The following is a 12,202-nucleotide window of genomic DNA, read 5'->3' on the forward strand; positions in this document are numbered from 1 at the left end:
TTATCCGGGGTAAACCGTGGTGATATCGCCGTCATAGGTCAGGGCTCCGTAATACAGATGACCCGGAATATCCTGAATAATGTTCAGGCCGATAAGATGGCGGCTGGCGGGTTTGGCATCGGCAATCAGCCGCTCCATTTCGTAATACATTTCCTCGGTGATGCCGGTCTCTAATACACCGATATCGAGGCGGAATGTGCCGGGCGGGTCGTTGGTTTCCCACCACTCAGACACGTTAATCAGATATCCGAGCGGCTCGACCACCCGGCGCACCGCACCAATCGTCCCTTTGTGCGCATGGATAAACCACGCCGCGCGGATCACCTCGCGTTTGGTCTCTTCCGGCCAGCTCTCATCCCAACGATCGACCGAAAACGCCCAGGCAAGCCACGGCAGCAGATTTGCCGGGCAGGTGTCGGCGTTCCATAGACGGCGCAGCGGGACGGGGGTATTTTCGATATCCGCACAGGCGCGTGCCGCCGCCACCTCAAGCGGTGACGAGCCGACCGGCAGCAGTCGGTTATTACTCATCGTTACCCCCGACTGTCACGCTGTACGCGGTGCAATAAGACGCCTGCGCATCATCGAGCACGATATCGGCCACCGGCGCGACCAGTTCGACACGCTGCACACCCTCGACATGAAGCGCGGCATAGATGGCTGACTTGCGAATATCCCGACCGAGCCGGTGCTGTGCGCTGATATAGGTCTGCAGCTTCGCTTTTGCCGCACTGAGCACCGGCTCGCTTTCGGGGCCGGGGTAAAGGTAAAGCGCCGCGTCGATGGTGTAGTCGACAATGGTCGCTGACTGGACGGTTACGCGGTCAGCGACCGGCCGCACGTCCTCGTCATTCAGCGCCGCACGCACCACCGCCAGCAGCTCGTCGGACGCTGCGCCGTTATTCTCGCGGGACAATACCGACACGGTGACGCAGGCAGGCTCGGGGCTGATGACAGAAATATCCGCGACCCGCCCGTCGGCGCTGCGGCCATGAAACTGATATGCACCTGTTGAGCCTGCGGTACTCAGTCCCTCGGGGGCTTGCTGGATACGCAGGCGATAGTCGGTGTCCGATTCCATCAACGCAGGTGTCGGCGGCAGCGTGGTCTCGTCTGCAGGTGTGATAACGAGGCGCTCAACGCTGGAATTAGCCCCTATCTGGTCGAGGTCAGCACCGGCGGCATAGGCCAGCATGACCGCACGCGCGGCCTCGTTGACGCGCTGACGCCAGATGACTTCACGATAAGCGTTCTCCTGCAGCAGCTTCACAATCGGCTCAGATTCAAGCGTCAGCGTGCGCGCGACCGCCTCCTGCTGGTCTTCGGGGTAAAGCGAGACGAGCGTCGTTTTTCGTTCGGTCAGGATGGTTTCAAAATCCAGCTCTTCCACGACATCGGGCGCGGCGAGCTGGCTCAGATCAACAATAGCCATAGCGTTTAACTCAGTGGAATGGTGAGTGAAAAGGACTGGCTCGTCGTCGAGCGCGTGCCGGTGATATCGACATACAGCGCACCGTCAGCCTCCCCGCGCTCAAAGGTGATGGTCGACAGTGTGACGCGCGGCTCCCACTTCTGGATCGCGGAGTAACACGCGGCCATAATCTGCAGGCGCAACGCCGGGGTCTGCGGCTGGTCAATCAGCGCTGAAAGAAGCGAGCCGTATTCGCGGCGCATCACCCGCGAGCCAACCGGCGTGACCAGAATGTCGCGCACGCTCTGCCTGATATGGTCGGCCTCAGAAATACTGAGCCCGGTCTGGCTGTTCATGCCCAGATAACGCACTGTCATTTGGTCTCCTTCGTCCAGCTCCCGCCGCTCTGCACATTGCCGTGTGCATGGTCATCCGCCTGCACGCCGTTAGAGATAAATTTCCCGCCGGTGTGCGTGATATCGCCTTTCATCGTCCCGCCCTTCTGCACTTCGAGTGAGCCGGTTATGAGCTTGTTGGTACACACCACCTCGGGTGTATCGAGGGTGATGCGGGTCGAGGCTTTCACCAGCACCACCGGCACGGTGGCGGTAATGGACTCCGACGCGGTGACGTCGGCGGTTTTGATGCCTGATACGGTGAGCGCCCCGCTGTCGGGTTCGTACTCGATAACCGCCCCGTCGGGAAAGGCAATGTGAAACGCATCAGGCGAGGCAGACGGCGCGGGATTGTCATCAGAGAAAATGGAGGGCAGCACAAACGCGGTGTCGAGCTCTCCACCGATGGCAAGAATCAGCACCTGCTCGCCAACAGAAGGAGCCCACCACACACGCGAGCGACCGGCGCGAGAAGCCAGCCAGTTAAGCCACGTGGTTTGCATCCCGCCGGTCTGGACACGACAAAGACCCTCGACGGTGTCGATGTCGGTCACGACGCCAGTGCGGATGAGGTTGCGGATCGCACGAGCGATATCCTGCAGAGAAGTTAGATTGTTCATGGGGAAAGGATGCCGCCGGGTTAGGCCAGCGGCAATAGAGCACGGTTTGATGGGAGATGAGACAACAATATATGGTTAGACGCGCTATTTAATTTCTACAAGTTGTGAAATTTTGGCGTGAAAACCAATAAATATCTAATCAAGTCAATCATTTAATATTTAGAATATGCTTTCGCCTTTTGAATCTCGACTCTTAGATTATTTTCTAAATAATCAGTAAATCGCCTCCCCCAACGATTTAACAAAGCCTCTGCCTCAGGAAAATCCAACTGTCCGATAGCATGTTTTATTTTTACCTTCGCCAAATTAACTTCAATAATTTTATGATCTTTCTTCTGACCTATCACTATTTGAAGGTCTTTTAGTAACTCTGCGTATTGATAGTCTCTACCTTTGGCAGAAAAAATCTCAAGTAATGATATTTTTAATTGACTATTAAGTTTTGAACTCCTAGAAAGTGAATCCAATAGATTTACACTCTGTTCATCAACAAGAACATCTTTCATTTTTTCTCGAACATGGAAAAAGGTTGTATTTTTCCTTTCATCGGCCACTTTCAATTTATCAAGACACTCCTCGATTTTATTAACCAAAGGCGAAACGCGCTCTTTTCTATAAAGAGACAACAATGCCCACACTTTAATATCGAGAATAAAAGGGTTATCTACATCTATCGACAAAGCTTTATCGGCATAATCAATGGCCTCTTCGAACCTTTCATCAAATGAATAGATCGTCGCTATTTCTCTAAACACATGCGCATCAATATCTTTTTTCTTTTCAATTTTCATCAAATAATTTAGAGCATCTTTCAATTTTCCATTAAGCCTAAACTTAAAAGCATTAACAAAATTATAAATTATATCTTTCTTATAGTTATTAGGTATTTTGCCATATTGTTCTTCAAAAAATGCAAATTGTTCCTCACTTCCAGTTCTTGCTGAAGACAGACCTATTAAGCGCCACGTCTCGATTATTCCCTCGACACTTAACTTCCCTCGCCATTCGTATGCCTCCTTAGCAAGCTTTAAGGAATCAACATAATCTCTTTCATTATACCTTCTTTTAGATGCCCTTATTAACTGCATAGGCATTAAGAAATTCTGGAGATAGTCCGGCAAGGGTTCATTAGTTGTTAAATGAGAAACGATCCTAGCATCCAATATATCAATCGGTACATATGTCTCGCTATCTAATTCACTGTATTTTTTTAACAACAAAGTAACTTTTGGCAATAGCTCATTTCGATGTACATTGGAATACTTCTGAGCCTCATTCTGCAAATAAGAAGACAATCTATAGTCGTTCTTCCTGTACTGGACAAACCCTGAATCGATTAAACGAGACAATCCATTCTCAAATTCCGCCCAATTATTTCCAATTTCTTGGGCCTCGCTGAATGAAATTATTTCAGTCATCCCAAACAAACCAATTACCTTTTCTATTTCTTTATCATTATTAATAAAGTCTTGTATTAATCTACTTACTTCAATCCTAACTTTAGATACAATTGTTCCATGTGTTTTATTCAATTTATAATTGGGATTGGTTTTGAGATAAGTTGCAACCATATTAATTAGACCAGGATGGCCAATAACACTCTGTTCAATGATGCTCATCTCTTGCTTTGGAATGTCAACGCCATATTGATTAATTAACATTCTAAATAAATATATAGAGTCACCTTCAGTTAGTGGATAAACTTGATATGCATAGCCACCGTCCATATCATCTATATCTACATGCCTTTTTGAAATAAAAACAACATGAGGCCAAGAATGTTTATTCAGGCTATTAATCAATGATTTCAAAAGAGAACTTAACTCTCCATCATTGTTGAGACTTATGCTAGATACATCTATAAATAAAGCTTGTTTGCTTGGGATGCAAATCTCGTCGATCATCACCCCTATTGATCTTATTTTATCAATTTCATTCAACTTACTGAACTTTTCTTTCTCTTCCAAGAACTCCCGAGCCCTCCAGTTTGAGGTATACTTAATTAATGAAGAATGAACACTATCCAAATTAGCAAATTCATCAATAGATAACTCAATCACACCAGAGACCAGTCGGAAGAGTTTTCTATAAACTTCTCTAGCCAAAGTTCTGCGACCAATCCCATCAGGACCACTAAGAAAAATAAACTTTGGCTTGGAGTCTAACATAACTAAATGGCTAGTTATTTTCTTAACATCATCCTCTCGGCCATAGCATTCGGATACTTTATTATTATATAATGCATGAAGTTCATTTTTTATTGTAATGCCAATTTGTATTGGATTGGGAACTGATTCTGCGCGATATTGTTGGAAGGCCGGTGGAAGTTCGCTCCATTTAGTATCATCGAGTAAGAAAACCATTATTTTCTTTATTGACTTTACGAATGCCAACTCCTTCGCCAAGTCGATTTCGCCATTAACCCATTTACTTTCGAGTGCCTGTTTGGATAGGAAGAGTACGAATATATCGCAATCAAGCATGCTATTTCTTATTTCGTCAATCAAATAAGAATTCGATGGGAAAGTTTTTTCATCAAATACTGCGTGCGTAGCAGTCAAGTTGTCATAAATCGATTTAACAAAGTTTTTATCAGAAAAGTTATGCGACAAAAAAGCCTTCATATATACCCCTATATTTTTCTAATACATCGTCCAATATACTGCACTTAGATGTTTATACATTTACAAGTGAATTTTAACAAGAACTAAGCTATGAAAATGACTACACCTACAAATTTTGGTTATTCACGCTATCATCAAAAGCGACCTTAAGCCTACGCTTCCTATGAGTAGACTCATAAAACATCAATTGTCTTATGAGAAAGTCAGGTTGCAAGTGCTGCACTACCTTTTATTTGAGATATTCGATCAGTGCTTGATTTATTAGGATGGAGTCAGCGAGACTAAATCCTAACAATTGGCGTTTGGCGTATATTATATTCCGACCATGCTGATTTAGACGGTCCTTCAGTCCGTACTGATGAACTCGCGCTATGCGTTGCACCTTGCTGGTAAACTCGACCACAGCCGCATCATTGCGGCCACTGGCTTTCATATAACGAGCCGTGCGCAACTTTTGAAACATCGCCCTTTTAATTCGCCCCGACTTTGCCCTGAGCGGCTGGCGCTTTCGCGCCTGATACGGGGTGCCATCAGGCGCTTTCTGCTGTTTGATGCGCTGCTGTTGCGATTTGCGCAGTTCTTTCGCAATCTCTGCGGCAAGCTTGCGCCGCCCCGCCGGTGACAGCGCGCCAATCAGCCCGGCGAGCTTATCGTCAAAAGGTTTAAGCTCACTCATCCCATTTGCTCACCAGCTCGCCATTGATATAAAGCTCGGTCGGTCGCGTCACTGGTTCAGGCAATGGTGGCTCAGGCGCATAGCTAACATGCAGCGCGCCGTTCTCATCCCTGACGAGGGTACGCTCGGTGAGCTGCAGGCTGATACTGATATCAACATTGTCGCCGTCGTTCAAATCCATCTGGAATCGATATCCCTTTTTGCGCCCTTCATCCGTGGTGCAAATGTCCGGCTGATGCTCACGCAGCCACACGGCCACCGGCACGAAAATCAAATCAGGGTCGCCGACAAAATCGCAGACGATCACATTCAGGGTGTAAATCTTTTCATGCGACAGCGAGGCCGCGAGGCGCGCATCGATATTCCCCTCATCGGCAAAGATGCGCATCATTTCGGGATTCGTTTTTAGCTGCGGTACGGCGTCAGTTAACGCCTGGCGCAGGCTGTGTGCTTTCTTCATCGAGTTTGTCCTGACAGTCTTTGACGGTTTCGACTTTCAGCGCGCAGGCAGTCAGCGCGCCCTCCAGCCTGCGAATATCGGCGCTCAGGTCGCCGTTAGTGACGGGTTCGTTTCCCGGCATCGGACAGAGGCTCACCTTCGGGCAGGCGTTGTAAACAATGACCGGCGGAGGCGCAGGCGGTGCGGGTGTGCAACCGGCGCACAGCATCAGGCAAATCAGCGCGATACCAGCGGCGCAGCTCTTCATTTTCATTCATCAACCTCGTTATCGTTTCTTCACGCCCTGCCGCCAGTTCACCGGCAGCGGCCAGCTCATCAGTGAGTCTGACCTGACCGGCCTCATTCGCTCTGGCGATTCGTTGCGACACGGAAAGCTGATTTTTCAGCATCCCAATCGTCGTCTTTTGCTCACTGGCGACCCGGTTTGCTCGTTCAAAGGAGCGGGACAGATTCGCGTTATCGTGGCGCAGCCACAGCACCACGGCGAGCAGCCCGGCCAGCAGCATCATCAGCACTTTCATTGCATCCCCTTCACACAGTAAGCCCATTCCCGCGCACGTCGGTTTTCCAGCCCTTTGTTTCTGTCGCCATTCACGAACACCCAGCGGGTGAGCTGGTCGCACGCCTGCCACCACTGATGACGCTTAATAAGCGAGACCAGTGTCGAACGACAGGCCGCACCGGTTCCCACGTTGAATGAGAAACTCACCAGCGCGTCATATACGCGCGGCGGCATTTCCACCGGCACACACACCGCGAGACGTTTCTCGACGTTCAGCACATCCGCGACAAGATTCGCCGCCGCCTGTCGCTCGGTAATTTCCCCTTTCGGTGTGACACCGGCAGTGTGGCCGATGCCTGACGTCCACACACCCGCGCTGCACTGGTAAGGCGTCAGGCGGCATCCTTCGAGGTCAGCAATCAGCGCCAGCCCCTCGGGCGAGGTGTTAAGCAGACGAAAGTCAGGCATCAGCGCCGCCAGCGCCAGCACTGCGGCCACACTGCATCGTTTAATGATTGAGCTCACGAATGGCCCCCTTATCCAGTCCGAGCGAGGTCAGATAGCGATAGGTTTTGCGCTTAAACCAGTAATTCGTCAGCGCGGTAAAAATGGCGCAGCCACCGCCCACATAAAGCGCCAGCTTTTCGGGTGACATCGCCCCGAAATAGGCCACCGCCACGGCCAGCCAGTAGGCGACAAACGTCGTGATTTTTTCCATGCTCAGTCCCATAGATTCACCGTTTCGGTTTTCGGTGCGCTGTCGGTTTCGGGCAGCTCGATAGCCGTGCCGTGCGGCAGAATGACGCCCAGCTCAGACAGACCGCGGTTAGCCTGCAGCACCGTCTCGACCACGCCCTCGGTGCGCCCGTAATAGCGCGCACAAATTGCGTCGAGGGTATCGCCCTGCATCGCGTAAACCTTCATCAGATTTGCCCCACGATACAGCGCGCCCTGTCCTGAATACGCGCCACTGACCAGCGCATATCACGCCACATCTCATCGATGGTGCTGTCGATGCTGTCAGCCTTTTTGTCGCCCTTGCTGGTCGCATCCACGCCGCGATAACGCTCATAAAGCGTGGCGGTCGTCATCGAGCACACGGCGTTAAAGTAGTGGAAGCAGCGCACGCTTTCGCCGTCGAGCTCGTCGGAAGGAACATCCGCGAGCGTGGCATGACCGGCGTCGAGCTGCAGGTCGCGCCAGTCGCGCAGCTCCGCATTGGTTTCCGCGATGGCGGTTTTTATCGCCCGGCGCAGACGCACAGGGGAAACGGTTTGCTCAAGGCGCATTTCTTCGCGCACGCGCTGCGGGTCTACATCAGGAAAAAAACCTGTATTTTTAATTACCGGCTCACTCTCGCCCGGTGGCGGTATCACCACGCCCGGCACGTCCTGCGGCGTTGTTTTGGGCTCAATAATCAGTGTCGTCATGACAACCTCGGGAAATAGGTGGGCGGTGGACGCCGGTCGCAGTCAGGGTAATCAATACCCGCATTGACCGGCGTGCCGCCCGGCTCGGGGAGCGTTCGGTTAACCTGCGGCTTTTGCCGCCTTTGGTGGACGCCCTCGCCGGGCCGTCGGTTTAGCAGCAGGCTTGCGCGTGCGTGGTGTGTTCTGTTTTTTGACAGGTTCGGCTTTCGGCTTTAGCTGACGCTCAAGATTTTCAATATCTTTTTTCACGCCGATAGTTCGCTCTAACTGGATCGCGCGCTGCAGGTGCGCCAGTGCCTCGGGCAGCTCCCCTGCGTCACGCAGCACGTAGCCGGTGATTTTGTGCAGCTTCGCGCGCACGATGTCGGGCATATCTGCACGCTCAGTCAGTGCGAGGGTATCGAGCAGCAGTGCCAGCTCAGGTGACTGTTTAGCGTCACGCAGACGCTGCGCGGCAAGCGCCACCTCTTCGGCCAGCAGATACGGCGTGGTACGGCGATGACCGCCGACCGGCATCGTCAGGCCATAGGTCATCGCATATCGGGCAATTTCCAGCGCACCGGCGATGTCATCCGCATCGAGACGCCAGAGCATGACGGTCATGACAATGTCATCCTGTGCGCCCTTGCCATTTGCAAGGACACCCGCCACCCACGGCAGATAGAACGGCAGCAGCTCGCGCTTTTTATCTGCCTTGCGCTCTTTGGATCGGATTTGTTTTAACGTGCGAGAGTCTGCGGCCAGCTTAACGAGCATCTGCTCATAGGCAGTTGCATTGCGCAGCGGAGCAGCAGCCCGCCGCGCGGTTTCAGAGGCCGAGACCCGCATCATGTGAAGCGCTGCGGGGCTCGTCATGGCTTACTCTCCGCCGTTATCGTCAGCAGGTGCCGCGAATTTGCCGAGGGTGATGTTTTCAATCAGGCAACCGGCGGCATACGCTTCGACTACGTAATCGACATTCATTGATTCGTAGTTTTCGATGCGGTCTTTCTTCGGCTCCTCGATGATGGCGCGGCGGTGCGCGTCATCCATGAAGTAAATCGACAGGTTATCGAGGCGCGTCACCATCAGGGCATTTGCCGGGAAATACGGCACACGCACGGCAGGCAGGTTGCCGATGCGCTTCTGGCTGATGATGATGTCAGCGGCCAGCGACTCGCTGTTTTCCTGCGTCTTGTTGACGATAGGGAAATATTTGTCGGCCAGCAGCTTGCGACCGGTGATGACGACGAGCTCCGGGTCATCCTGATAAATCTCGTCAATCAGGTTGGTCGTGGAATCCATCACCAGCGCATCGAGGTTTTGATAGTCGCCGTTCTCCCCCACGCGGATCACATCAGAAATCACCTTGCCGTCTGCATCGGTGATTTTTGACATTACGCGCGCCGGTGCTTCATTGCGGTACTTCTGCAGCCAGCCCACCGCGACATCCTGCAGCATCGGATTGTTTTTGCGGTTTGAGGTTTCCGCGCGCTCGATACCGTTGAAACCGGCCATGATGAAGTCGAGCGACTGGCGCTTGATAATTGCGTCGCGGATACGGGTCTGGAAGTCCTGGAATCGCGCCCACAGGTCGAGCTGTTTGTAACGGATATGGAAATCAAAGTTGATTTGCGCACATTCGTATTTGTTGGATTCAAGCGCCGTAAAATCAGCGGTCTTACGCTCATCATCCCCGGCGGTGTCAGCAGTGCTCGCAATGGTGCCGTTTACGCCTACCCCGACTTTTTCGCCTTTCAGCTCATCGACCGGCACGATGTTGATTTTGGTCAGAAACGCGGATGACAGCTGCAGGGTGTTCATCAGCGTTTGCGTCACGGACGGCTCGACGGTGAACTTTTTCGCCACGTCGTCAACTTCGACGCCGTTCAGTTCCGCCACGCGTGACATGTAAGCATTAAATTTAAAGCGGGTTTCTTTACGCATTGTTATTCCTGTTTTCTAAAAATGGGGCATCATGCCGGGCAGCGAGCCCGGCGCGGTATCAGCAGTTAGTCAGCAGCTCGTCGCCCGTCCCGCCTTTCGACTTCTCACGGCGCGGCTGACGCTGGCTTTCGGTGTTATCGAGGGAGCTTTTCAGGGAGGTAAACGCCTGCGCACTTTCGTCTGCCTGGCGGGTCACGTCCTGCTTAAACTGTGCGAATGCGGTTTCCATATCAGCGAGGCGCTTTTCGGTGGCGCTCAGGCTGATCTGCACCTGCTCAGTGACGGTGGTGACAGCTTCATGCACATCCGCCAGACGCGCGTCGTCGCTGACCTGCTTGCGGCTGAAAATAGCTCTGACCTTATCGGTCAGGCTGTTGAGCACGGTGTCGGGGACATCCTCGAATTCCAGATCCGCCAGCGTGGCAACGGAAAACAGGTCGTCAGGATGGGCTTTTTTACCGGCGAGCGGGTTCTGCGTCGCCCGGCAGCAGAATTCGAGGTATTCCGTGCCGAGGCTTGCCGGGTCATCGGTGACGGCGAGGCCCACGAGGTAACATTTGCCGCTGTTGGCAAAGTTCGGGCGGATCTCCATGGAGGTGTAAACCTTCTGCCCGGCTTTCACCATGCTCACCAGCTCGTCGAGCGGCGCGATTTTGCCAAAGAGCGCTTTTTTGCCGTTCAGCGCCGAGTCATCGCTGATGATTTCGGCTTTCACTTCGGTAACGTCGCCATAACGTTTGAGCACACTGTCGGGCAGGATGCCGCGCAGATGTTCGAGGTTAATGCGACAGCCATAGACACGTGGGTCGAAGGTGTCCGCTATATCCTGAATGTCAGCGCCACTGATGACACGGCCATCGCAGGTGTCGCCCTCGACGCCGATGCGAAACCATTTAGAAACTTTCTTTGCCATTGTTCAGGTGTCCTGATGTTGGGTTTACGGTTCGGGTGTAGTTTCCCGACTCCGCCCCGCATCAGCCACCGCTTGCAGAAGTGCACCCCCTGACACAACAGGGGTTTAGCGATAATCCCCGGCCATTTCCTTAGCCTTGCCCCGTATTCACCGACACGAGGCAACCATGACCATTTCGACTGACCTCTCCCTTTTGCACGACCCGCGACGACAGGCGCGCCTGCTGTTCTGGCAGGGCTTTTCTGTGCCGCAAATCGCCGACACGCTGCAGGTGAAGCGACCGACGGTGCAGAGCTGGAAGCAGCGCGACGGATGGGAGGAAACCGCGCCGCTCAACCGCGTGGAAACCACCCTTGAGGCGCGGCTGATTCAGCTCTATGCCAAGCCCGACCTGACGCCGCATGACTTTAAGGTCGCTGATTTTCTGTCGCGCCAGATGGAGCGGTTCGCGCGCATCAACCGCTACGGCCAGTCCGGAAATGAAGTGGATTTAAATCCCAACATTGCGAGCCGCAACAAAGGGGATCGCAAAAAGCCGAAACGCAATTATTTCAGCGAGGAGGCTATCGAGAAGCTGGAAGAAATTTTCCTCAACCAGTCGTTTGAGTATCAGCTCAACTGGCACAGGGCCGGGCTTGCGCACCGTATCCGCCACATCCTCAAATCACGTCAGATTGGCGCGACGTTTTACTTTGCGCGTGAGTCACTGCTGCGCGCGCTGAAAACCGGACAAAATCAGATTTTTTTGTCCGCGAGTAAGACGCAGGCGTATGTGTTCCGGAAATACATCATCGCCTTCGCGCGGCTGGTCGACGTTGACCTGTCAGGCGACCCGATTGTCATCGGTAACAACGGCGCAGAGCTGATTTTCCTCGGGACCAACTCCAACACCGCGCAAAGTCACAATGGCGACCTGTACGTCGATGAGATTTTCTGGATACCCAATTTCCAGCGCCTGCGCAAAGTGGCATCAGGGATGGCGTCACAGTCGCACCTGCGCACCACCTATTTCTCGACCCCGTCCACGCTGGCGCACGGGGCTTATCCGTTCTGGTCAGGTGAGCTGTTCAATCGTGGGCGCAGCAGCGCGGCCGACCGGGTCGACATCGATATCAGCCATAAAGCGCTCGCCGGTGGCGTGCTCTGCCCCGATGGGCAGTGGCGGCAGATTGTCACCATCGAGGACGCGCTCGCCGGGGGCTGCACCCTGTTCAATCTGGATCAGCTGAAACAGGAAAACAGTGC

Annotated in this window: 17 protein-coding genes; 1 reads left to right on the forward strand and 16 read right to left on the reverse strand. The window is 52.8% G+C overall.

What is annotated here, in order from left to right; all coding sequences use genetic code 11:
• The 16 genes from ABIE11_RS13645 to ABIE11_RS13720 all read right to left on the reverse strand — a co-directional run bounded on the left by ABIE11_RS13645 (position 1) and on the right by ABIE11_RS13720 (position 10,957).
• The gene (locus tag ABIE11_RS13645; protein WP_429184694.1) at positions 1-531 is read right to left on the reverse strand and encodes a phage tail protein I; all 531 of its coding nucleotides are present in this window, start codon (positions 529-531) and stop codon (positions 1-3) included.
• On the reverse strand, positions 524-1,432 hold the full coding sequence (locus ABIE11_RS13650; protein WP_429184695.1) for a baseplate assembly protein: 909 nt from the start codon (positions 1,430-1,432) through the stop codon (positions 524-526). Before ABIE11_RS13650 ends, ABIE11_RS13645 begins: the two co-directional genes overlap by 8 nt.
• A 5-nt stretch (positions 1,433-1,437) precedes the next feature.
• The gene (locus ABIE11_RS13655) at positions 1,438-1,788 is read right to left on the reverse strand and encodes a GPW/gp25 family protein (RefSeq protein WP_429184696.1); all 351 of its coding nucleotides are present in this window, start codon (positions 1,786-1,788) and stop codon (positions 1,438-1,440) included.
• A complete protein-coding gene (locus tag ABIE11_RS13660; RefSeq protein ID WP_429184697.1) occupies positions 1,785-2,426 on the reverse strand; it encodes a phage baseplate assembly protein V in 642 nt (213 codons plus the stop codon). The genes ABIE11_RS13655 and ABIE11_RS13660 overlap by 4 nt, the downstream gene beginning before the upstream one ends.
• Before the next feature lie 152 nt (positions 2,427-2,578).
• Positions 2,579-5,050: a TIR domain-containing protein gene (locus ABIE11_RS13665; RefSeq protein ID WP_429184698.1), complete on the reverse strand. Its 2,472-nt coding sequence runs from the start codon at positions 5,048-5,050 to the stop codon at positions 2,579-2,581.
• Positions 5,051-5,279: 229 nt separating this feature from the next.
• On the reverse strand, positions 5,280-5,726 hold the full coding sequence (locus ABIE11_RS13670) for a phage virion morphogenesis protein (protein WP_429184699.1): 447 nt from the start codon (positions 5,724-5,726) through the stop codon (positions 5,280-5,282).
• Complete coding sequence (locus ABIE11_RS13675) at positions 5,719-6,186, reverse strand: phage tail protein (protein ID WP_429184700.1); 468 nt, start codon at positions 6,184-6,186, stop codon at positions 5,719-5,721. Before ABIE11_RS13675 ends, ABIE11_RS13670 begins: the two co-directional genes overlap by 8 nt.
• Positions 6,149-6,394, reverse strand: coding sequence for an Rz1-like lysis system protein LysC (gene lysC, locus ABIE11_RS13680; protein WP_429184701.1), 246 nt, complete (start codon positions 6,392-6,394; stop codon positions 6,149-6,151). Before lysC ends, ABIE11_RS13675 begins: the two co-directional genes overlap by 38 nt.
• Positions 6,282-6,707: an Rz-like lysis system protein LysB gene (gene lysB, locus ABIE11_RS13685; RefSeq protein WP_429184702.1), complete on the reverse strand. Its 426-nt coding sequence runs from the start codon at positions 6,705-6,707 to the stop codon at positions 6,282-6,284. Before lysB ends, lysC begins: the two co-directional genes overlap by 113 nt.
• Positions 6,704-7,213 (reverse strand): lysozyme, encoded by a 510-nt coding sequence (locus ABIE11_RS13690; RefSeq protein ID WP_429184703.1) that lies wholly within the window; start codon positions 7,211-7,213, stop codon positions 6,704-6,706. Before ABIE11_RS13690 ends, lysB begins: the two co-directional genes overlap by 4 nt.
• Positions 7,197-7,418 carry a primosomal protein gene (locus ABIE11_RS13695; RefSeq protein WP_429184704.1) on the reverse strand — a complete coding sequence of 74 codons (222 nt, stop codon included), beginning with the start codon at positions 7,416-7,418 and terminating at the stop codon, positions 7,197-7,199. The genes ABIE11_RS13690 and ABIE11_RS13695 overlap by 17 nt, the downstream gene beginning before the upstream one ends.
• The gene (locus tag ABIE11_RS13700; protein ID WP_429184705.1) at positions 7,409-7,612 is read right to left on the reverse strand and encodes a tail protein X; all 204 of its coding nucleotides are present in this window, start codon (positions 7,610-7,612) and stop codon (positions 7,409-7,411) included. The genes ABIE11_RS13695 and ABIE11_RS13700 overlap by 10 nt, the downstream gene beginning before the upstream one ends.
• Positions 7,612-8,118 (reverse strand): head completion/stabilization protein, encoded by a 507-nt coding sequence (locus tag ABIE11_RS13705; protein WP_105475860.1) that lies wholly within the window; start codon positions 8,116-8,118, stop codon positions 7,612-7,614. Before ABIE11_RS13705 ends, ABIE11_RS13700 begins: the two co-directional genes overlap by 1 nt.
• Before the next feature lie 99 nt (positions 8,119-8,217).
• Positions 8,218-8,973: a terminase endonuclease subunit gene (locus ABIE11_RS13710; RefSeq protein WP_429184706.1), complete on the reverse strand. Its 756-nt coding sequence runs from the start codon at positions 8,971-8,973 to the stop codon at positions 8,218-8,220.
• Between the two features lie 3 nt (positions 8,974-8,976).
• Positions 8,977-10,044 carry a phage major capsid protein, P2 family gene (locus ABIE11_RS13715; RefSeq protein ID WP_429184707.1) on the reverse strand — a complete coding sequence of 356 codons (1,068 nt, stop codon included), beginning with the start codon at positions 10,042-10,044 and terminating at the stop codon, positions 8,977-8,979.
• A gap of 58 nt (positions 10,045-10,102) precedes the next feature.
• Positions 10,103-10,957: a GPO family capsid scaffolding protein gene (locus tag ABIE11_RS13720; protein ID WP_429184708.1), complete on the reverse strand. Its 855-nt coding sequence runs from the start codon at positions 10,955-10,957 to the stop codon at positions 10,103-10,105.
• Between the two features lie 166 nt (positions 10,958-11,123).
• Between ABIE11_RS13720 and ABIE11_RS13725 the strand changes: the two genes are divergently transcribed.
• On the forward strand, positions 11,124-12,202 hold a 1,079-nt coding region (locus ABIE11_RS13725), incomplete at its 3' end, for a terminase large subunit domain-containing protein (protein WP_429184709.1).

Source organism: Lelliottia sp. 489, from assembly GCF_050435885.1.
GTDB classification, from domain to species: Bacteria; Pseudomonadota; Gammaproteobacteria; order Enterobacterales; family Enterobacteriaceae; genus Enterobacter; species Enterobacter nimipressuralis.

What these genes read in the sequence shown, in the direction of transcription:
- ABIE11_RS13645 (WP_429184694.1), bottom strand. Translation starts at nt 531, where the DNA reads ATGAGTAATAACCGACTGCTGCCGGTCGGCTCGTCACCGCTTGAGGTG.
- ABIE11_RS13650 (WP_429184695.1), bottom strand. Translation starts at nt 1,432, where the DNA reads ATGGCTATTGTTGATCTGAGCCAGCTCGCCGCGCCCGATGTCGTGGAA.
- ABIE11_RS13655 (WP_429184696.1), bottom strand. Translation starts at nt 1,788, where the DNA reads ATGACAGTGCGTTATCTGGGCATGAACAGCCAGACCGGGCTCAGTATT.
- ABIE11_RS13660 (WP_429184697.1), bottom strand. Translation starts at nt 2,426, where the DNA reads ATGAACAATCTAACTTCTCTGCAGGATATCGCTCGTGCGATCCGCAAC.
- ABIE11_RS13665 (WP_429184698.1), bottom strand. Translation starts at nt 5,050, where the DNA reads ATGAAGGCTTTTTTGTCGCATAACTTTTCTGATAAAAACTTTGTTAAA.
- ABIE11_RS13670 (WP_429184699.1), bottom strand. Translation starts at nt 5,726, where the DNA reads ATGAGTGAGCTTAAACCTTTTGACGATAAGCTCGCCGGGCTGATTGGC.
- ABIE11_RS13675 (WP_429184700.1), bottom strand. Translation starts at nt 6,186, where the DNA reads ATGAAGAAAGCACACAGCCTGCGCCAGGCGTTAACTGACGCCGTACCG.
- lysC (WP_429184701.1), bottom strand. Translation starts at nt 6,394, where the DNA reads ATGCTGTGCGCCGGTTGCACACCCGCACCGCCTGCGCCTCCGCCGGTC.
- lysB (WP_429184702.1), bottom strand. Translation starts at nt 6,707, where the DNA reads ATGAAAGTGCTGATGATGCTGCTGGCCGGGCTGCTCGCCGTGGTGCTG.
- ABIE11_RS13695 (WP_429184704.1), bottom strand. Translation starts at nt 7,418, where the DNA reads ATGGGACTGAGCATGGAAAAAATCACGACGTTTGTCGCCTACTGGCTG.
- ABIE11_RS13700 (WP_429184705.1), bottom strand. Translation starts at nt 7,612, where the DNA reads ATGAAGGTTTACGCGATGCAGGGCGATACCCTCGACGCAATTTGTGCG.
- ABIE11_RS13705 (WP_105475860.1), bottom strand. Translation starts at nt 8,118, where the DNA reads ATGACGACACTGATTATTGAGCCCAAAACAACGCCGCAGGACGTGCCG.
- ABIE11_RS13710 (WP_429184706.1), bottom strand. Translation starts at nt 8,973, where the DNA reads ATGACGAGCCCCGCAGCGCTTCACATGATGCGGGTCTCGGCCTCTGAA.
- ABIE11_RS13715 (WP_429184707.1), bottom strand. Translation starts at nt 10,044, where the DNA reads ATGCGTAAAGAAACCCGCTTTAAATTTAATGCTTACATGTCACGCGTG.
- ABIE11_RS13720 (WP_429184708.1), bottom strand. Translation starts at nt 10,957, where the DNA reads ATGGCAAAGAAAGTTTCTAAATGGTTTCGCATCGGCGTCGAGGGCGAC.